The organism is Pseudoclavibacter sp. 13-3 (genome assembly GCF_021168475.1).
Taxonomy (GTDB): Bacteria; Actinomycetota; Actinomycetes; order Actinomycetales; family Microbacteriaceae; genus Pseudoclavibacter_A.
This window is the reverse complement of record NZ_JAJOZT010000002.1, coordinates 82,593-102,846: the sequence shown is the minus strand read 5'-3', so window position 1 is coordinate 102,846 and position 20,254 is coordinate 82,593. Positions and strand designations below refer to the sequence as shown.

Sequence of the window (20,254 nt, the reverse complement as noted above, 5' to 3'; positions counted from 1 at the left end):
ACGATGAACAACAAGCAAACGAACGGATACAGAACCGACATCCAGGGCCTGCGAGCACTCGCCGCCCTGCTGGTTGCCGCCTACCACATCTGGTTTCACCGGGTCTCAGGCGCCGTCGACCTGTTCTTCTTCATCTCGGCCTACTTCATGACCGCGTCTCTGCTTCGTCGTTTCACCACCGCCTCACCGAGCGAGGGCCTGCGAGAGCTGCGCCGCTTCTGGGGCAATCAGTTCAAACGCCTGCTGCCCCAAGCCTGGACGGTGCTCGCGGCCACCGCCATCGCCAGCATCCTGATCACCCCGATGGCATGGTGGCGACAGATCGTCGACGAGCTCACCTCGGCGGCGATGTTCACAGTCAACTGGGTGCTCGCCACAAACAACGTCTCGTACATTCACAACGACGACATCGCGAGCCCCGTGCAGCACTTCTGGGCCATGGCCGTGCAGATGCAGGTCTTTCTCGCCTGGCCGCTGCTGATCGGCCTCGCCGTGCTCGTCGCTCGCCTCCTGCACCGCCGACCCACCCCGTTCGTCGCCGGAGCTCTGCTGCTCGTCGGTGCAGCATCCCTCGCATACTCGATCATCACCACCGGCACCCGCCAACCCTTCGCCTACTACGACACCCTTGCGCGAGTCTGGGAGTTCGCCGCCGGCGGCCTCTTCGCCATGGTGCTGCCCCACCTGCGTGTCGCGCGCCCGATGCGACTCGCGGCCGGCTGGCTGGGCGTGCTCGGCCTGCTGGTCTTCGGCCAGATTGCGGATGTCTCCTCGAGTTTTCCGGGAGCCATCGCCGCCGTGCCCCTCGCCTTCGCCGCACTGATCTTCATCTCGACGAACACCGGCCGCGAGCCCGGTACCAGCAGCCGGTTCGGCACCGACCGCCTGCTCGCGAGCCGGCCGCTCACCTGGCTCGGCGGCATCTCGTACGGCATCTATCTCTGGCACTGGCCGCTGATGACCCTCTGGCAGGCGAGCACCCGCTCGACAGCGCTCACCGCCTGGCAGGGCGTCGTGGTCATCGTGGCTGCGATCGGTCTGGCCTGGCTGACGACGACCTTCATCGAGAAGCCGATTCGCGCCCCGCGCCCACCCACTGCGAGCGCGACAGCACGTGCCCCGTTCCTCACACGGCATCCGCACATCGCGCGCACCCTTCGCGTCAGCCGCCGCCCAACCATCCGGGTCGTGGGCATCGCCGTCGTCCTCGGCATGGTGGTCGTCGGTTGGCAGGCCGACATCAACCGCATCACCGGGCGCAGTGCGAACGCCGACAATCCCGGCGCCAGCATCCTCACTGCCGATTATCAGGGGCCACAACTCTTCACGACGCTGCAGCCCGCCGTCACCGGGCTCGACAACGAGTGGGCCGACTGGTCGTCGCAGTGCGACCCGCTCAACGCGCACGGCAGTGAGCTGATCACCTGCGTCAACCAACCGGCCGACGACCCAGCCATGGCCGACGACGAGACCGACCCGACGACACTGCCCCACCGCACGATCTTCGTGGCCGGCGACTCGCACATCGACACCTGGATGACCCTGCTCGCCCCGCTCGCCGACCGCAACAACTGGACGCTGCGCACGTTCATTCTCGGCGGCTGCCCGGTGCAGTCTGAGGGCACTGGCAAATACTGGCCCGACGAGACCCAGCGCATCGCCGACTGCCAGGCCATGAACGACACCATGCTCGACGCGGTTGCGACACAGCACCCAGATGCCGTGTTCACCGTCGGCAACGTGTCGGTCGCCGACTCGCCTGATGTGCATTTCGAGGATGCGCTGGTCACCCAAGTGCAACGCATCACGCAGCTGGGCACCCCGGTCGTGCTCATGCGCGACAACCCCCGTTTCTCGACAGCACCGAGCCTGTGCGTGTCTCAGGCACAGGATACGATTCTGGCCGTTGACCAGTGTGCGGTGCCCAGAGAACAGGTGCTCGCCGACGTCAACCTGGCCGACTCACTACCCGGAGCACTGGCGAACGACCCCGGCGTGCTCACACTGGATCTGGCCGACTTGTTCTGCACTGCTGACAGCTGCCCGCCTGCCATCGGCGGTCGACTGATCTACATCGACGACAATCATCCGACGAAGAGCTACGTGCAGACACTCGGTCGGTGGTTCGACCCGGCATTCACAGATGTGTTGGAGCGGGCCGTGCAGCACCGTCAGGGCATCGCGCATCTGGCGGCATAAGCGGCGCCAAGTTCTCGACAAACAGTGACGGCGCCTATCTGCTGTGCACCACAACCAGATGTTTCACGTGAAACACAGTTGTGCCTCACCCGATCAAAGGCTTCAGCGCAGTCTGTTCTTCATCGGTCAGCACCTGCTCGTAGTAGCGAAAGATGTTCCCGGTCATCAGTCGACGGGCTTCAGCGGGTTCTCCCTGTCTGATCGCCTCAAGCAGACGCCCTGCGTCTTTGGCCGACTGCTGCACCACACGCTGACGGTCACCCGGCTCCGTGAGTCGGCTCTGCGCAATGTGCGTCAACGCGTCACTCATGGCGGCACCGCTCACTTCGATGAGACGGTTCTTTGCGGCTGCCCGAATCGCCTGATGAAAGCGTTTGAGCCACGGCCCGAAGGTCTCGGGGCCGACCTGACCGGATTCGAGGAGCTGATGGATCTCATCAGTCAGCCGTGCGATCTCGCCGATCGCCTCGTCATCGTGATGTGCGGCAGCAAGCAGGGCCGCCTCACCATCGATGATAAAACGAAACTGCAGCAGCTCGACTCTGGTGGTACCTGCTTGGGCGGCCATTCGCTGCAGAGGCCCGTCGAGCACCTCGGCAGTGAACGGCATCACGACGGGGCCACGCGGGTCACCTGGCCGAGAGTCGACCAGGCCTGTCGCGTGCAGTACTCGCATAGCCTCTCGCACGGTCGATCGGCTGACCGAGAAGGTCTCGACGAGCTTGCGTTCCCCTGGAAGCCGATCGCCGGCCTGCAGCTCGCCCGAGATCACCGCCTGCTCGATCTGCTCGACGATCTGCTCATACGCGTTCACTCGTCGAACCGGGTTGAACTCCATGCTGCCTCCCTACATTGGTGTGGCATCTCAGCCAGCGTGGGCAACTCTGGCGCTGCAACTCTCTTCTGACGACAAGGCGGAGTGCGAGAACAGCAGCCAGAGCTGGCCTGACCAGTAGTCTACGCGTTCGCCGACAACAGCACCCGACCTCAGCTGACGGCGCGATCCAAGCGGGGAATGGCCGCCAGTAGACGCTCTGTATAGTCATGCTTCGGCGAGTCGAACACAGCGTCGACGGGGCCGGCCTCAACGATCTGCCCAGCTCGCATCACGGCAACCGTCTCACACGAGTGACGCACGACATGCAGATCATGCGACACGAAGACCATGGTCAGGTTCTCTTCGTGCACCAACTCGTCGAGAAGGTTCAGTACCTCGGCCCGCACCGACACGTCCAACGCCGACACCGCTTCATCAGCGATCAGCACCTTCGGCTTCATGATCAGGGCCCGCGCGATGGCGATGCGCTGCCGCTGACCGCCCGAGAACTGATGCGGAAAGCGATCAGCGGCCTCTGCGGCCAGCCCCACCCGTTTCAGCAGAGCGACGACCCGTTCACGGCGCTCCTCGGTCGAGACTCCGCGCAGACCCTCTGAGACGATGTCGAGCACACGCATCTTGGGGTCGAGCGACCCCATCGGGTCTTGAAAGACGATCTGCACCGACTCACGCAGCCACCGCAGACGTGACTCTCTCGTCGATTCGATCTGATTGCCCAGAATCGACACCGAGCCAGACGTGGCGTTGTCGAGCCCGGTGAGCAGACGCAGCAGCGTCGATTTGCCACACCCTGACTCTCCGACGATGCCGAATCGCTCACCGCGACGAACATCGAACGAAATGCCGCGCAGCGCTTCGACCGTACGTTTTCGGCCCAGAGGGCCGCTCGAGGTTCGATAGGTCATCACCAGATCGCGCACCCGCAGAATCGGCTCGGGCTGTGATGCGGCAACGGCATTGAAGACCTTGTCGGTCGCCGGTTCGCCAGAGGGCTCGAGCCAGGTGTGTGCGGCCGGTGTCAGCTGCGGCCTGGTCGTGCTCGAATCTCTGACAGCGGCCGTCACCTGGGCGGCGCGGTCACGAGCCTGCGAGAGATCGACCACTGTTGCGAGACGCCCGTCTGCACGTGTGCGCAGCTGTGACGCCGCCAGCAGCGCGCGCGTGTAGTGATGCTGAGGCTGGGTGAACACCCGATCGATCGGCCCGGTCTCGACCACGTCTCCTCGCTGCATGATGACGACGCGATCGCAAAGCGACGCAACGACGCCCAAGTCGTGAGTGATGAACAGCAGCGAGGCGTCATGCTGCCGCACCTGTCGACGCATCAGCTCCAGCACCTGTGCCTGCACCGTCGCATCGAGCGCCGTCGTCGGCTCGTCGGCCAGAAGCAGATCGGGGCGATTCGCCATGGCCATCGCCAGCATCACGCGCTGGCGCTGCCCTCCTGACAGTTCGTGAGGGAACGCGGTCGCGGCGCGCGCAGGGTCTGGCAGCTGCACCTCGTCGAGAAGCTCGACCGCGCGGCTTCTGCACGCCGTGCGCGGCAGAGACGAGTGGAGACCGATGATCTCGGCGACCTGATCGCCGACTTTCATCAGCGGGTTGAGCGCGGTCATAGGCTCTTGAAAGACCATCGAGAGACGATCTCCACGCACCTTCGACCACTCCCCCTCGTCCAGCTGCGACAGGTCTCCGACGCCGTCAAGCGCGATCGTGCCAGTCGAGGTCAGCGGATCGGGCAGCAGCCCGATGATCGACAGGCAGGTCAGCGACTTGCCTGATCCCGACTCTCCGATCAGGCCGATGCGCTCACCGCGCTGAATCGTCAGATCCAGCCCGTGTACCAGCTCTTTGCGACCGGCGTTGACACGCAGCCCATCTATCGTCAACAGGGTGTTCATCGTGTTGCCTCCATTCGCGGGTCAAAACGATCGCGCAGGCCATCGCCCAGCAGGTTGAAGCCCAGCACAGTCACCGCGATGGCGAGACCTGGCCAGACGAGAGTGAGCGGCTGCACGTAGAGAAAGCTTTGTGCCTCTTGCAGCATGCGCCCCCACGAAGGTGTCGGGGCCGGTGTGCCGGCACCAAGGTATGACAGCGCTGCCTCGGCCAGAATGGCCACGGCAAAGCCGACTGAAGCCTGCACGATGAGCATGCCCCGGATGTTGGGCAGCACATGCCGGAAGGCACTGAAGATCGGGCCACGGCCCGCAGCACGAGCGGCCATCGAGTATTCGCGACTCAGCACCTGCAGGGTTCCGGAGCGCACGAGCCGGGCGACACCCGGTGCCGCACCGATACCCAGGGCGATCATGGCCACTGTCGTGCTGCCGCCGAACACGGCAGCCAGAATGATGGCGAGCAGCAGCGGAGGGAACGCCTGAACGATGTCGTTCCACCGCATCATGACGCCGCCGATACGTCTGCCTGACATCGCCGACGTGATGCCGAAAGGCACTCCTAGCACGAGAGAGATGCAGACCGTCACCGCTCCGACCATCAGCGGCGGCCGAGCGCCGGCCATGATCTGACTGGCGATGTCTCGGCCGAGGCCGTCGGTTCCGAGCAGATGAACGGCACTCGGGCCTTCCAGACGATGGGTGGGGTCTGTCGCCAGCGGATCCATCGGAGTCCAGACCAGCGAGACCAGTGCGAGCAGCACCATTAGAGCCACCAGGATGGCACCGACGATCAGCGAGCCGTTCAGCCGCGAACTCTGTCGGCGCACCGCGGCCAGAGAGAGAGCTACGGTATTGACACTCATTCGACACTCCTCAGACGTGGGTCAACCAGCGTGTGGATGACATCGACGATTAGGTTCACCAGCAGCACCAGCATGACGATCACCATCACGATGCCCTGCACCTGGATGAGATCTCGGTTGGCCACCGAGCGCAGCAGCAGGCTGCCCATGCCCGGCACGACGAACACCGTCTCGATGACGACCGCCCCAATGATCAGTGCGGGAAACTCGACCCCGGTGACCGTGATCACCGGCACGATCGCGTTACGCAGACCATGTCGACGCATGGCCTGCCAGGGCTTGAGCCCCTTCGCCCTCGCGGTGCGCATGAAGTCTTCTCGCAGCACATCGAGAACCGATCCGCGCATGTATCTCGAGAGGATCGATCCGCGCACCAAACCGAGTGCGAGCGCCGGAAGGATGAGATGCTGCAGAAACCCGACGAAATCCTCACCCGGCGCCGTCCACCCGCCAGAGGGCAGCCAGCCGAGCATCACGGCGAAGACCGTGACCAGAATCAGGCCCGCCAGAAAGCTGGGAATCGAGATGCCGACTTGGCTCACCGCCGAGTAGAAGACTCCATCAGCATGCTTGCGACGAACCGCTGCCAGCGTGCCGAGGGGCAATGCGATGATCAGGGCGACGATGATGCCTGAGAGCACAAGAATCAGAGAGACCTGCAGGGCGTCGAAGATCTGCGGGCCCACCGCGGTGTGACTGGCATATGAGGTACCGAGGTCACCCCGCAGGAAACCGCCGATCCACTCGAAATAGCGCACGATCAGCGGACGATCAAGACCGAGCTGCTGCTGCAGCCGCTCGACATCGGCTTCAGTGGCGTCGGTGCCCAGCTGAGCTCTGGCCGGATCACCGGGCATGACGCTGAGCAGCAGGAACACCACGACCGAAGCCACGATCACCGACGCCACGAACGACAGGATTTTTCGTGACAGGGACACAAGCATGTTGTTCAGTCCTTTCCGACCGAGTCAGAGAGAGGTCAGGTTGCCGGATGGCGGGCAGTCGGGCGCACAGGCCCAGGCTGCCCGCCATCCGAGCGCGACTACTTGCTGACGGTGACCTGCGAGAAGTCGATGCCCGCTCCGTAGTAGTCTGTGGGAAGACCCGACACCGAGGCCTTGGTCGCCACGATGTTCGGAGTGTTGTACAGCCACACTGCCGCCGCATCGTCGACGATCTGCTGCTGGGCTTTCTTCATGGCGGCTGTCTTCGCAGAGTCGTCAGTGGCGGCCTTCGCCTCAGCGAACGCCGACTGCACGTCGGCATTGTCGTATGACCAGTAGTACTTCGGGTTGCCGAAGTTCGTCATGTTGTGCGCCTCGATGTGGTTGGTCACCGTGAGGTCGTAGTTCTTGCCAGTCATCGTCTTCTCAACCCAGACAGCAGGAAACTCCTGCACCTCGAGGTTCACCTTAATGCCGACCTCCGAGAGATCCGACTGAATGACCTGAGCAGCTGCCTGTGCATAGGGGCGGTTCGGCACGGTGAAGGTCAGCGACAGGTCAGACACCCCAGCCTCTCGCAGCAGCTGCTCAGCCTGATCCTTATCGTGCTTTCCGGCTTCACCGAACTCCTCGAACCAAGCGTCAGTGGGCGCTGACGGGCCGTTGAGCACGGTGCCGTGACCGCTGGTGGCCGCGGCGAGCACGGCATCCTTGTCGATCGCGTGTGTGATTGCCTGGCGCACGCGAACATCTTTCAACGCCGGGTTCGCCTCGTTCATCGGCATCACGACGACCGATTGCGTCGACCCTTCAGTCACCGTGTACTTCGAATCGGATTTCAGCGCATCGATCTGGTCGTATGCCTCAGCCTGGAAGAGCGCGTCGGTCTCGCCGGTGCGCAGCGAGTTCGCTGCGGCCGAGGCATCTGCGTAGTAAGCCAAGTCAACCTCGGCGTTCTTCGCCGGCGTGCCCCAGTAACTGTCGTTGCGTTTCAGCTTCATCTTGACCCCGGGCTCATACGATACGAACGTATATGGACCAGTGCCGTTCGCCGTGGTCGACATGGTCGACGCCGAGTTGGGCGCGATCATCGATCCCAGCACCGTCGTGAGCCAGAACAGCAGATCTGAGTCCGGCTTCGACAGCACCACGTCGGCCTGAGCGGGCGAGACGACTTCGACGTGGTCGATCGCAGCGAGGTTCGACGGAGTATTCGCCTTCCACTGCGGCACCCGCTCAAGCGAAGCCTTCACCACGTCAGCGTCGAATGCAGTACCGTCGTGAAACTTGACGCCGTCACGCAGAGTGAACGAGTATCGCAGGCCGTCGTCGCTCACCTTCCAGTCGGTTGCCAGCAGCGGCTGAATCTGGCCCCTGTCATCCAGCTTGACCAGGCCTTCATAAACGTTGCCCGCGAGTGCCTGGAAGATGGCTGCGCCGCCGCTGGTGGTGAAGTCCAGGCCGGCCGGTGACGCGGCCATCCCCACAGTGACCGTGGCCGCATCGTCGGCCGTGCCAGAACCTCCAGAGCCACTGCCCCCGGCCGAGCAGGCCGAGAGAGAAATGGCGACTGCTGTCGCGACGAGACCTGCGCCGATGCGGCGCAGAGAAAGTGATCTGTTGACTGACATGCTTGCTCCTCAGGGTTATGCAGGGGTTTACGGTTCGACTATGCAGAGTTCAGAATCGGTGGTCGTGCAGATGGATCAGGCTGAGAGAGTCGGCCAGGGGCGCTCGGCGCTTGCAGGTCGCTCGCTCTCGAAGAAGTGCGCGGCCGCCAGCGCGAGACGATCTTCGTATCGAGCCGCAGCGATCTGCACACCGACCGGGCTGCCGGCCTCGGTGAACCCTCCGTTGACGCTGACCGCTGGCTGTCCCGACATGTTGTAGGTTACGCAGAATCCAATATGAGACATTGGATCATTCACGTCGTTGCTCGGCATCGGCCATTCTGCAGGGAACGCCGCACCGGGTGAGACCGGCGAGAGAATCACATCCACGTTTGCAGTCGCAGCGATCGTGCGACGTGCGACGTCCAACTGCGCATCATGCGAGCGCAAGGCATCCTCACCGCTGATGCCATGGCCTCCACGACACCACTCGGCGATGAACGGCAGCAGCAGCTTGCGGCGCTCGGGATCCATCCCGCAGTAGTCGTTCCAGTGGCCGATGCGCCAGAAGAGATCGATGAGGTCGATCGTTCCCCTCTCAAGAAAGGGCGGTATCTCAACGATGGTCGCTCCGGCCCGCTCGAAGACATCTGCAGCCTGTCGCACGACATCACGCACCTCGGGGTCGACCGCAGCTCCGTCGCCGACGTCAAGCAAGAGGCCGATGCGTCGACCTGCCGGGTCGAATGTGAGATCAGCCCAGTCGATACGCTGTTTCGGCAGACTGTAGGGGTCACGGTCGTCGGGCCCGGCAAGTGCACCGGTGGCCAACGCGAGGTCGGCGACGCTGCGCCCCATCGGCCCGATGTGCCGACCAAAGTAGGGCGGGTCGACTGCAATACGACCGAACGTGGGTTTGAATCCTGCGACTCCGCACCACGACGCGGGCAGCCGCACCGAACCACCGATGTCTGATCCCAGGTTGATCGGGGCGTAGCCGATCGCCGCCGCCGCGCCGCCGCCGCTGCTCGAGCCGCCTGGGCTCCAGGCCAGGTTCCACGGGTTGCGCACCGTCTCGTGCAGCGATGAGACGCCCGATGAAAGCATTCCGAGCTCTGGCATCGTCGTGCGACCCAGAATGATGGCGCCTTCGCTCTGCAGCCGGTCGATGACGGGAGCGTTCGCCTCAGCGGGAACCGGGGTCGTGGCGGCCGAGCCCCATGGTGTGGGTCGGCCTTTGACCTTCTGATTCTCTTTCAGCGTGACAGGCACACCGTCAAGCGGCCCAAGAGCGCGGCCGCTGGCCCAGCGTCTCGCCGACTCCTGCGCCGCCTTGAGCGCCTCTTCGGGAAAGCTGTCGTATATGGCGTGCAGCGCAGGTTCGCTCTTCTCGATCAGCTCGAAGCTGGCCGAGACGACAGCCTGCGGCTCGAGATCGCCCTCTTTGTAGCTGGCCACCAGTTCGGCAGCCGAAAGCCCGGTCAGGTTGGTACCGCCGGCCTCTGCAGCCGGGTCATGTGTTGTCGAAGCAGACATCTTTGCGATCAACTCCTCGGTTGTGATGAGTCCATCGTCGGGGTCGTTTGTTACCAGGCAGTGTCAGACAACAGCCAAGTGTGTTACTGATCAGACCAGTAGCACGAGTCGACTGCTTGCCAGCGTGCTCACACGCTGCCTTCTGTGCGACCTCTGCCCGCGCACAATGGCACGCAGGAGCACACTCTGCACAGACAATGCGGGCTGCCTGCCTCCTGTAAGCGAAGACCAAGCAGCCCGCATGCGTGGGTTTTCAGCCCATGTGTCTATCGATGCAGCGCACGCCTCCGCGTTGCAAGACCGACCAGTACGCCACCGGCAGCGAGCAGGGCCAGACCTGCCGCAATGCCCGATGTCGGCGCCCCGGTCTGTGCCAAAGCCTGCTGATCAGAGCGGCTGTCGGTCGACTGCTCCGCTGAAGCAGGCGATTCGGTTACCGCTGGTGACGTCGGGTCAGTCGGTGCCGGTGCTGACGGTGTCTGAGTGTCGCCCTCCGGGTCGATCGGGGTGACGGGGTCAACCGGATCCACCGGGTCAACCGGAGTCACCGCGTGGTCTACCAGCTGATAGTCGTAGACGGCCTTGGCGACCTGCTGCACCTGTGTGTTCGCCGTGGCGAACGCTGTGTCCCAGTTTGCAAAGTCGCTGGGTGCGAACGACGTCATCACCGAGATCGCGACCTCTTTGCCTGGTACCAGAATGTACCCGGTGTCGTGACTCACGTCGGTGTTCTCGCCGGTCTTGTTCGCCAAGACATCCCGGGGCACCACAGCGCCGAACTTTGTGTTCACCTTCTGGGCTCGCATCCACGCAATCACCTGCTGAGCAGACTGCTGCGAGATGATGCCCGGGGTGGTCGGCCCGGCTTCGGCCGCCTGATAGATCTGGGTCAGCAACTTGGCATCTTCGTCAGAGCTGATCCAGTTCTCCTGCTCAGCCGTGTGAGGCAGAATCATCTTGCGACCGAGGTGAAAGCCGGAATCCTGCAACCCGATCGACTGCGTGTAGGCATTGACAGCGTCAAATCCACCCGCCACATCGATCAGCCGATTCGTGGCCGTGTTGTCACTGACGGTGATCATCAGTTCGATGAGCTGCGCGAGGGTGAAGTCTTTCGGCAAAGCCGCTGGGTTGCTCTGAATCGTTCCGCTGCCCCCGACGACGTCAGACGGTTGAATGGTGATTGGGGTATCAAGCGACAGTTTTCCTTGATCGACCTGGTGCATGAGTGAAGCCGTGAGGCCCAGTTTGATTGTGCTGGCCGCTTTGAACGGTGCGTCGTGTGCGCCCGCTGTCAGCACGGCGTCACCGTAGGTGCCAGAAAGATCTTGCACCGTCACTGCGACCTTCACATGCTGTGCGTCTGCCGCGGCGACCAGATGGTCGAGTGTCGCCTGCAGATCGTCGACGGGTTGGGCGGCAGCAGCGTTTGCGCTGGCGAACGGAATGACCGCCACCAGCGCGGCAGTTGCTAGCGCCACGAGAGATTTGCTTACGGGGGATGGCAATTTCACGAGGACCCTTCAGTCTCATTTGCGCCGATCTGGCACCCGCACACCGTAAGATTCAGGTGTTTCTGACACATTTCACTTGAGTTTCGGGCAGCGGCCCCTCGTTCAGCCGACTCAGACGTCGCTTCGAACAGGCTCCTCTTCACAATCACCCACGATGGTCAGAACCACCCGTGCAAGCGCTGTATCGTACGTATATGGCTTCTGTCTCAGTGATCGTGCCCGCCAGCGGGCAGGCTGCACGGCTGCGTCACGTGCTCAAAGACCTCGAGGCGCAGACGCTGCGCCCCATGGAGGTCATCGTCGTGACCTCATCGAATCAGACTGACCTCGAGCATCAGCTCGATCTCGCCAATCTGCAGGCTCGCGTCATCGGCGTCGCGCAGGCAGCCGATGAAGCAGATGCCCTCAACGTGGGAGTCAGCTCATCGCACGGCGATCTCGTCGTCGTGCACCCCGAGAACGTGTCATGGGTGCCGACCGTGCTCGAATCGGCGACCGACTGGCTGCAGTCGCACCCGACGATGGATGCCGTGGGCGTCTCCGCCCCGGCCGGCGAGGCCTCGTTGACAGGCTCCGTTCCCGCGCTCGTGTATCGACGAACGTCGCACGCTGTGCTCGGCTACTACCGTGCTCCCGAGCGCAGCGGCGAGACCGCCGAGCAGAACTGGCTTCGTCGCCTGAGCAGCCGCGGCCCCGTATACGCGCTGCCGAACACCGTCACCGGGGGCGCCGCGCCGCGACTGCTGCTCGCCGGCGACGCGCCGTCTGCAGAAAGTGCAGTGCGCATTGCGAAGCAGGGCTACGCCCGTGTGCGAGACTTCGTCGCCAAGGCTGCGACTGCCCCCGAAGAGCAGCAGGTCGCTCTGCACCAAGCCGTGCGCATCGGAGCGGTCGCGCTCGGCGTGGTCGCCATCGCCGCGATTGCCCTCACCAGCCGTCGCCGCTAGACGTTTGGCCGGCTGCGTTTCTTTCTTTTGGGGAAACGTGGCCCCGCGCCGTATTTCACAGCAGTGTCTCGCGTCTGTTCGGACACTCGTAGCAAGATCTCACGCCCGACGAGATCTCTCAAGATGTCACGTGCCTTAGAGCCGTGGGTCAAGATATTCTGTGGAGTCACACCGGCGACTAGCAGACCAGGCTACTTGATGGCCAGAGCCTCAGGTGAGTGTTCCACTTGAATCAGTCGGAGCGTGCGCAGATCTCCATGAATCAAGGCATTGATTAGCGCTTCGCGGATAGCCTCGTGGGGAAAATCTTGGACGACGACTTGTTGACCTCTGTGCGTAGTGAGCAGTCGCGCTCAGATCTGGCTGTGGACGGCCACTCGATTTCTGACTCCAATCGACTCCTCGTCGTTCGTCAGAGAGGCGTGATACGGCTGAAGAAGTGAGTGGAACGCAGTTCGAACTGTCAGCGCCGGTTCGTACCCCCGCGCCGCTCGAGCAGCGCGTGCACGACCAGCCCGGCCACGAGCGCCCAAAACGCCACACCCACGCCGAACGCGCCGATCAGCGCCAGACCGGCAACCGCCTCGATCAAGCCCTCAGGCGCTGCGGCGACGACGACAAACTCGCCGACGGCCGCTGACCATGCGGCGGGGTCTGCACCGGGGGATGCGCCGGCGAGGGTCGAGGGCGGGGCGCCGGCAGCAGGCGCTATCCGCCGATGCGACGCCGCAGCAGCATGACCGAGAGTCCGATCGTCAGGGCAAGGCCTGCGGCACCGATGCAGGCCCATACCCACTGCCCGTTCTCGCCGGTGTGCGCCAACGCGCCGTCTGACGTGTCGCCTGCCGTCTCAGACGGCGCCGCATCGTCGCCCGCGTCGGCCGCATCATTCGGGGGCGTCTGCGCCGGATTCGTGGGCGCTGGATCTGTGGGTCCCGGTTCGACCGGCGTCGGGTCGACCGGCACGGCCGCAGACCCGACCCTGAGCGACACCACACGCACGGATGGCCTGGTGCCATCCCAGGTGAAGAGCGCAGGGGCGCCGATTGCGAACTGCACCGTGGTGCCCTGTTGGTCAGGGTTCTGGGTGAGGTCTGCGAACGACCTGCCGAGATGCTCACCTGCGCCGGTGCCCATGATCACCGCAGCCCCGGCGACCGCTCCGTCGGCGTTCGCAAGATCGGCGGTATTCAGCACACCGGTCGCCGAGGTCGGCAGGCTGCCCGTCACCAGTGCGCGCGAATCGAGCGCGACCGCGTAGCCGGCGCTGTCCAGGTCTGCGCTGGGCGACCCGTCCATACCGCCGATCAGAAGCATCGACCAGTCCTTCATGCGTGCGGCGCCGACCGCATGGCCGAAGTGATCGTCAGAGGCGATGCCGTTGACCCACCAGCCGCGCTGAGTCTGAACGCCCGAGACGTCAGCCGTGCGCACACTGAATCCCTCAGTCGCATCGGGGTCGGTCGTGACTGAGGCGTTGGAGTCTGACCCGAGCACGACGACGGCGCTGCCGGTCTTCGGCGCGTCGGAGTCGCCGCCGAGCATCACATCGTCGAAGCCGTCGCCGTTGATGTCTCCGATGGAAACGGCCGATCCGCCCAACAGGTCATAGCCACGACCGGGCCCTTCGATGCGATAGCCGGGCACCGCGCCTGCCCCCACCTGCACAGACTGTCGAACGTCGGTCAGCACCCAGTTCACCCCGGTCGCGAACCCCTGCGCACCGGGCATCGACCACGAGGCCGACCCGACCAGCAGATCGTCACGGCCATCACCGTTCGCGTCACCGGCTGACACGGCCGAGACGAGATCGATGCTGTCGGGATTGCCCGAAATGACCGGGTCATCCAGCTCGTCGAGTGCACTGGTCTGCGCCAGATGATCGGCGCTGAGCACAGTGATGTGCCCATGCGTATCTGTGACGCCGATTTCGTCGATCCCGTCACCATCGACATCGCCCACGCCGATCGCGCGAGTGATCGATCCGGTGACGGTTCGGCCACGTTCACCGAGACTGCCAAGTGTCACGTCTCCGAAATCTGCTGCGCCGAAGACGATGCTGAGCGACTTGCCCTGCTGCACCACGGCGAGATCGTCATAGCCGTCGCCGTTGACATCGCCGGCGCAGCGAAGATCTGATCCGGTGCCCAAGTCGGCATCGCTGTCAGTGATGCGCACGGGGTGGAGGTCGGTGACCGATACGCCGCTCTGCGCGACGCTCGCCGTGCCGTCGAGCAGCACGTATGCGGCGTTGGGCTCGCCATCGTCGTAGCCGAACATTGCGAGGTTGCCGATGCCCAGATCTGGCTGACCGTTGCCGTTGACGTCGCATCGAACCTGCGACATCGTCGAGCCGAATCCAGTGGATTCAGTGCTGAGAATCGTCGTGTCGTGGGTCACCTCGGCAGCTGATGTCGCGGCGTATGCCACCTGCGGCATGCTTGCGGGCACGGCGATGCCGAGTGCCGCCGCAAGTGCGGCACACGTGAGCGTTCGAGCACGAGAACGTGCTGGGCTAATGGACGTCTTCGTCATTGGGCTGCTCTCTACGGGGGTTCGAGATCTCGCGTACAGGTTGTGCGCACGCAGGGGCACAACCGTGAAAGATTAGCATGACCTTGGCAAGGGCGAACTCTTTATCAGCAGGTAATTCTCCGCAGGTGTCGTGACCAGACTGCGTGCATGACCTCCCGCCCGACCGGCGCCCCGCGGGCCCATGCGACGAAGACACGCATGACTCCTGCGTCAGGTGGGGCGTCGCAGCAGAGCGGTGAACCAGCAGCAGCCGTTCGGCCAGACCTCGCAGCAGTCGGCCAGCGCAGCCGGGCGACCACGGCACCCAGCCCCAGAGATGTCTGGGGCCAACGGTCCAGTGCTCTCCGGTCAATCGCCTTCTTCGGCAAACGACACTCTGCACTGGCAGAGTGACTCATGCGCGGCGACAATAGAGACATGACCTCACCAGTCAATGACGACCTCGCACGCGCCAGGTCTCGTTTTCTGCGCGACCGACGTGCCGCCGCCGAATTCGGCCGCACTGTGCCGCTGCCGATCGCGGGTTCGTGGCGCCGTTCCGCACAGGCCGGGGTCGACGCCACCGGTGACGACACCCGGCAGGTCACCATCACCAGCGACACCGTGCTCTCGCGGTGCGCCCGAGACCCGATGAACCAGCTCGTGCGCTCCCTGGGCAGCCTCGACGTCGGCATCGTGCTCTCTGACGAGCACTCGCATGTGCTGGCCCGCGCCGACTGCGGACGCGCCGCGACCACCCTGCTCAACGGCATCGACCTCGCGCCGGGCTTCGACTTCAGCGAGGGTTTCGTCGGCACCAACGGGGTCGGCACGGTCATCCAGACCCGCATGCCGATCTATGTCGAAGGGGCGGCGCACTTTCAAGAGCGCTTTCTGCGCTATGTCTGCGCCGGCGCGCCCATCCTGCACCCGATCACCAAGCGCCTCGAAGGGGTGCTCGATCTCACCTGCGACGTGCGCGACGCCAGCCAGATGATGCAGACGGTCGCGGTGCAGACAGCACACGCAATCGAGCAGGAGCTGCTGCGGGCCGCATCGCCAGTCGAACGCGGGCTCTTCGACGCCTTCGAAGAAGCCGTCCGCAGCATCCCGTCTGGCTCTCGAGCCGCCGTGCTCGCCGCGACCGACCTGATGACGGCGCACAGCGACCAGGCTCGCACTCTGCTGACCGCAGCCCAGCGCACAGAGCTGTGCGCAGCGGCGTTCCGCGCGACCGAGGCCCATGGGCGAGCACGCTTCGTCTTCGACGTCGGCGGATGCGACAGGCCGTCCCAGCGCTCCCCTGCGTCGCCTGCGCCTGCCGTGGGCACCGTGCGCACCAGCACCACGCTGCGCATCAGCACGGTGCGCTTCGAGCGCGAGGCGGCGCACGGCGTGCTGATCTGGGCGGAGCCGATGGGCGCGGCCGCGAACGGCGGGGACCTGCCCGATGCTCAGACTTCAGCCGAGGCAGGCAGGCACCTGTCGAGACCACCGACTCGAGCGTCGCAGAAGAACGGGCAGCAGACGGCAGGGCTGACCCATACCGCGGCCTCGAGCCGGGCTCCGCGGCGTCGCGGGCTGTCGCAGGCGAGACCGACACAGACTCCCGCCCTCGTCGACGATGTGAGTCTGAGCCGCGGCAGCCGGTCGAACGCCTGGCAGCTCGCCCGCCGCGAGCTCGGCAGCAGCCTGCGCAAGGGCGAGGCCACCCTGCTGCTCGGAGAGATCGGCGTCGGCAAGGTCTCACTGGTGAACGAGGTCGCCCATGCGCACCGTCTGCACGTGCACGTGGTGAGTGCCGAGACGATCGAACACTGCACCGACCTGCCCGCCATGCTCAACGCGCTCACGCACGGCGGCCAGAACCCGCTGGGCGACCCCGTGATCGTGCTGCGCAACGTGCATCTGCTGCCAGCGCATTCGCGCACACAGCTCGAGAGGTTCCTGCGAGCGCCTCGCGTGCACGGTGACCCGGGACGCATCGTGCTGACCGCTGAGCGGGTCACGGGCGACGACCCCTCTCCCCTCTCGGCGCTGTTGCCGTTCATCGCGCGCACAGTCATCGTGCCCGCGCTCCGCGAGCGTCGCGGCGACATCCCGTCGATCGCCCAGAGCCTGCTCGATGCGCTGCAGCCAGGCAGAGGGAGGCGACTGTCGGCGACCGCGCTGCAGACGCTGGCCGACGGGCATTGGCCGGGCAACATCCATCAGCTCTCTGACGCGCTGCGGTACGCCGTCGAACATCGGCCAGCTGGTCTGCTCACGACCGACGATCTGCCGCCCCATGCGTTCAGCGCGGCGCTGCGCCCACTCACCGAGTTGGCGCGGCAGGAGCGCATCGCGATCATCACCATGCTGTACCGCACCGGCGGCAACCGCTCTGCCGCAGCCCGCGAGCTCGGCATCTCGCGCGCGACGATCTATCGCAGGCTCGCGGAGTACGGGCTCAGCTGAGGATTCCCACGGACACTGTCTCAGGTTGAGACAGCGCCCGTCAGAAGGCGCCTCGAAGGCCGCCCGGCGACTGCCAGCATGAGATCGCAAGGGCGGCGATCCCGTCCGGTGCCGCATCCCCGCGGCACGAATGATCTCGAGGAGGAAATCATGAAGGGTCTTGTCTACGGCGGTCCGGGTGTGCGCGAGTGGAAGGATGTGCCGGATCCGGTCATCGAGAAACCCACCGACGTGATCGTGAAGATGGAGGCGACCACGATCTGCGGCAGCGACCTGCACGTGTTGAAGGGCGATGTGCCCGAGACCCCTGCGGGCACCGTGCTCGGACACGAGGGCGTCGGCGTGGTCACCGAGGTCGGCGACGGCGTGAGCGGCATCGCGGTCGGCGATCGGCTGCTGCTCAGCTGCATGACCACCTGTGGGCACTGCGCGAACTGCCGCAAGGGTCTGCTCAGCCACTGCCTCGGCGACGAAGGGGCGGTGGGCGACGCCTGGGCGTTCGGGCACTACATCAATGGAACGCAGGCCGAGTATGTGCGCGTGCCATACGCCGAGACGTCGTCGTACAAGATTCCCGCCGGCGTGAGCGATCGCGCTGCGATTCTGCTCAGCGACATTCTGCCCACCGGCTTCGAGATCGGGGTGCAGAACGGGCAGGTGAAGCCCGGTGACACCGTCGCCATCATCGGTGCGGGCCCGGTCGGCCTCGCCGCCGTCGCGACCGCGGGTCTGCAGGGCGCTGCGAAGATCATCTCAGTCGACCTCGACGACAACCGTCTGGCCCGGGCGAAGGAGTTCGGCGCCACCGCAGGCGTGAACTCCGGGGCCGCCGACTGGAAGGAGCAGCTGCTGGCCTTCACCGACGGTGAGGGCGTCGACGTGGCCATGGAGGCCGTGGGCATTCCCCCGACTCTGCAGATGGCGACCGAGATCGTGCGCCCCGGCGGCCACGTTGCGAACATCGGCGTGCACGGCAAGCCGGTCGAGATCGCGATGGAGAAGCTCTGGACGAAGAACATCGGCATCACGATGGGTCTGGTCAACACCACCTCGCTCGAGATGCTGCTCAACCTCGTCGCCGCCGGCAAGCTCGACGTCGAGAACTTCGTCACCCACGAGTTCTCATTCGACGAGTTCGAGAAGGCCTACGACGTCTTCGCGAACGCCGCCGAGACCAAGGCCCTCAAGGTGCTCATTCACTGACCCCTGGCGCAGGCATCCCCCCGCCCGCTCCGCCCGGCTCGGGCGGGCGGGCGGGGATACCTGCATTCGGCAGCCATCGTCTTCGCGCGCCGGCGAGAGAAGCGACCGCAGGGGCAGGGGCGACGCAGGGGCAGAGGCAGGGGCCCGCTCCTACCCCTGCCCCAACCCGCGCCTACTCCTGGTGCTGACCGAGAAAGCGCTTCGGCACCTCGGGCTCGCCGAGCCCCAGCATCAGCCGGTTCGCCCAGTTGAAGAACGCGGCACCGTTGATGATGTCGATCACCTGCAGGTCGTCGAGGCCCGCCGATCGCAGCGCGTCGACATCGGCCTCGCCGAACTCGAGCGGGCTCAGCGTCAGCACCGCAGACGCACGCTCGATGGCGTTCCAGAGGTCGTCGCCCAGGTCGGTGGCCGCTCCCCCGTTCAGCGCACCGGCACCGACACCTCGATCGAGCAGACGCTGCACGTCTTCCCGGCGCGAATTCCCGGCGGCCTCTGACTCTTTGCTGGCACGCGCCGAGTGCACCGAAGCGCAGTAGACGCAGCCGTTCACCCGTGAGGTCACCGTTGCCGAGAGCTCACGTTCGGCCCGGCCGATGCCGTCGTCGACGTTGAAGAAGATGTCCATATCGGTCAGGGTGCGTGCCTCGAGTGCATCCGGGTCACGCACCAAGAGCCGAAAGTATGGGTTCTTCGCGCGGATCTCCTCGACCAGCGCCTCACGGTGCCGATCGGTGAGCTCGTCTTCGGCGAGCGGCTCGAGCCAGGGCACCCAGCCGAGCGAGTGCTGCACGAAGTGCGTCGGGCGGGCGAGCTCCGGGTAGATGTGCACTGGTGTGCCCACCGTGCCCAGCGTGTCTGCAGGCAGCGGGGCGGGCTCGCCTGTGGCATCCACCGCTGCGGCGTGCGCCTCGTCGGCGAGCGCGATCACGTCGGCGTTCTCGTCGGTCGCGACCGACCCTGCCGGCGCCGCGTCGGGCGCGATGGCGGATGCCGGTGCCGGAACAGTGCCGGCCAGCGCCCGCAGCCCCCATGCGCTGCGCAGCTGGAACGCGAGAAAGGCGATGAGCTGCTCCAGGCTGACCAGGTCGGTGGTCGACCATCCGGCCTCACTGAGCGGCACCAGCATCTCGGGGCGCGAGTCACGCGGGTGCAGCACGAGAATCTGGGCAAGCTCGAAGGCCGCCGACAGACGCGCGCCGAGGGCGTCACGCTGCTCGTCGGTCAGACGCAGGTCAGGGCCGGGGCGATTCTCGTTCGCCAGCTGCGGCTCGCGGTAGATGCCGAACGGCCCCTGCACCCGATTGCTCGTCACGACCTCGTCGATGATGCTCGACAGCCGCTTGACCGCGGTCTCATCGTCGATCGCATCAGAGAGCAGATCGCGATAGAACCTGCTGGCTTCGTCGAAACCGTGCAGTCCGGCGACCAGGGTCGCGACCGCATAGCGCTCGTCGTAGCCGAACGTGCCGGGCTGCTCGGGCTCGAGCAGAGCCGAAAAGCTGCGCTGCGCATTGTCACGGGCCTGCTGCCGGTGTCTGCGCAGCTCATCGAGGTCGCTGCCCGGGGTGATGCCGGCCAGCTGATCGATGATGTCGACGTTCGGTTCAGTCATGATCGTTCCTTGTCTCGGGGGATGCTGCGGTGCCTGTGCGATGAGATCACACGCTGGCCTGGTGCCGTGTCATGTTGTGGCGCGCTCTGGCCGAACCGCGTCAGTCACACGGC

The 20,254-nt window shown here is 65.0% G+C and carries 14 protein-coding genes; 4 read left to right on the top strand and 10 right to left on the bottom strand.

Annotated elements, in window-relative coordinates; all coding sequences use genetic code 11:
- Positions 1–3 precede the first annotated feature (3 nt).
- The gene (locus LRX77_RS04075; protein WP_231831631.1) at positions 4–2,199 is read left to right on the top strand and encodes an acyltransferase family protein; all 2,196 of its coding nucleotides are present in this window, start codon (positions 4–6) and stop codon (positions 2,197–2,199) included.
- A gap of 85 nt (positions 2,200–2,284) precedes the next feature.
- On the opposite strand, the gene LRX77_RS04070 is transcribed toward LRX77_RS04075, so the two are convergent.
- From LRX77_RS04070 to LRX77_RS04040, 7 genes are all read right to left on the bottom strand, one after another.
- Complete coding sequence (locus LRX77_RS04070; protein WP_231831629.1) at positions 2,285–3,037, bottom strand: FadR/GntR family transcriptional regulator; 753 nt, start codon at positions 3,035–3,037, stop codon at positions 2,285–2,287.
- 149 nt (positions 3,038–3,186) lie between these two features.
- Complete coding sequence (locus tag LRX77_RS04065; RefSeq protein WP_231831621.1) at positions 3,187–4,938, bottom strand: dipeptide ABC transporter ATP-binding protein; 1,752 nt, start codon at positions 4,936–4,938, stop codon at positions 3,187–3,189.
- On the bottom strand, positions 4,935–5,801 hold the full coding sequence (locus LRX77_RS04060; protein WP_158030474.1) for an ABC transporter permease: 867 nt from the start codon (positions 5,799–5,801) through the stop codon (positions 4,935–4,937). Before LRX77_RS04060 ends, LRX77_RS04065 begins: the two co-directional genes overlap by 4 nt.
- Complete coding sequence (locus tag LRX77_RS04055) at positions 5,798–6,745, bottom strand: ABC transporter permease (RefSeq protein ID WP_231831619.1); 948 nt, start codon at positions 6,743–6,745, stop codon at positions 5,798–5,800. The genes LRX77_RS04060 and LRX77_RS04055 overlap by 4 nt, the downstream gene beginning before the upstream one ends.
- A gap of 98 nt (positions 6,746–6,843) precedes the next feature.
- Positions 6,844–8,376: an ABC transporter substrate-binding protein gene (locus LRX77_RS04050; protein ID WP_231831617.1), complete on the bottom strand. Its 1,533-nt coding sequence runs from the start codon at positions 8,374–8,376 to the stop codon at positions 6,844–6,846.
- A gap of 75 nt (positions 8,377–8,451) precedes the next feature.
- Positions 8,452–9,891 carry an amidase gene (locus LRX77_RS04045; RefSeq protein ID WP_231831615.1) on the bottom strand — a complete coding sequence of 480 codons (1,440 nt, stop codon included), beginning with the start codon at positions 9,889–9,891 and terminating at the stop codon, positions 8,452–8,454.
- Between the two features lie 266 nt (positions 9,892–10,157).
- Positions 10,158–11,372, bottom strand: coding sequence for a serine hydrolase (locus LRX77_RS04040; RefSeq protein WP_231831614.1), 1,215 nt, complete (start codon positions 11,370–11,372; stop codon positions 10,158–10,160).
- Positions 11,373–11,599: 227 nt separating this feature from the next.
- Between LRX77_RS04040 and LRX77_RS04035 the strand changes: the two genes are divergently transcribed.
- Positions 11,600–12,352 (top strand): glycosyltransferase family A protein, encoded by a 753-nt coding sequence (locus LRX77_RS04035; protein ID WP_231831612.1) that lies wholly within the window; start codon positions 11,600–11,602, stop codon positions 12,350–12,352.
- A gap of 463 nt (positions 12,353–12,815) precedes the next feature.
- Here LRX77_RS04035 and LRX77_RS10345 read toward each other — a convergent pair whose 3' ends face one another.
- On the bottom strand, positions 12,816–12,944 hold the full coding sequence (locus LRX77_RS10345; protein ID WP_269453690.1) for a hypothetical protein: 129 nt from the start codon (positions 12,942–12,944) through the stop codon (positions 12,816–12,818).
- Between the two features lie 116 nt (positions 12,945–13,060).
- Complete coding sequence (locus tag LRX77_RS04030; RefSeq protein WP_231831610.1) at positions 13,061–14,887, bottom strand: VCBS repeat-containing protein; 1,827 nt, start codon at positions 14,885–14,887, stop codon at positions 13,061–13,063.
- Between the two features lie 417 nt (positions 14,888–15,304).
- Between LRX77_RS04030 and LRX77_RS04025 the strand changes: the two genes are divergently transcribed.
- Complete coding sequence (locus LRX77_RS04025) at positions 15,305–17,323, top strand: sigma-54-dependent Fis family transcriptional regulator (RefSeq protein ID WP_231831609.1); 2,019 nt, start codon at positions 15,305–15,307, stop codon at positions 17,321–17,323.
- A gap of 150 nt (positions 17,324–17,473) precedes the next feature.
- Entirely contained in the window at positions 17,474–18,526 is a 1,053-nt protein-coding gene (locus tag LRX77_RS04020) for a zinc-dependent alcohol dehydrogenase family protein (protein ID WP_231831607.1), read from the top strand.
- 172 nt (positions 18,527–18,698) lie between these two features.
- Here LRX77_RS04020 and LRX77_RS10485 read toward each other — a convergent pair whose 3' ends face one another.
- Positions 18,699–20,141, bottom strand: coding sequence for an alkylhydroperoxidase domain protein (locus LRX77_RS10485; protein ID WP_331716130.1), 1,443 nt, complete (start codon positions 20,139–20,141; stop codon positions 18,699–18,701).
- Positions 20,142–20,254: the final 113 nt, after the last annotated feature.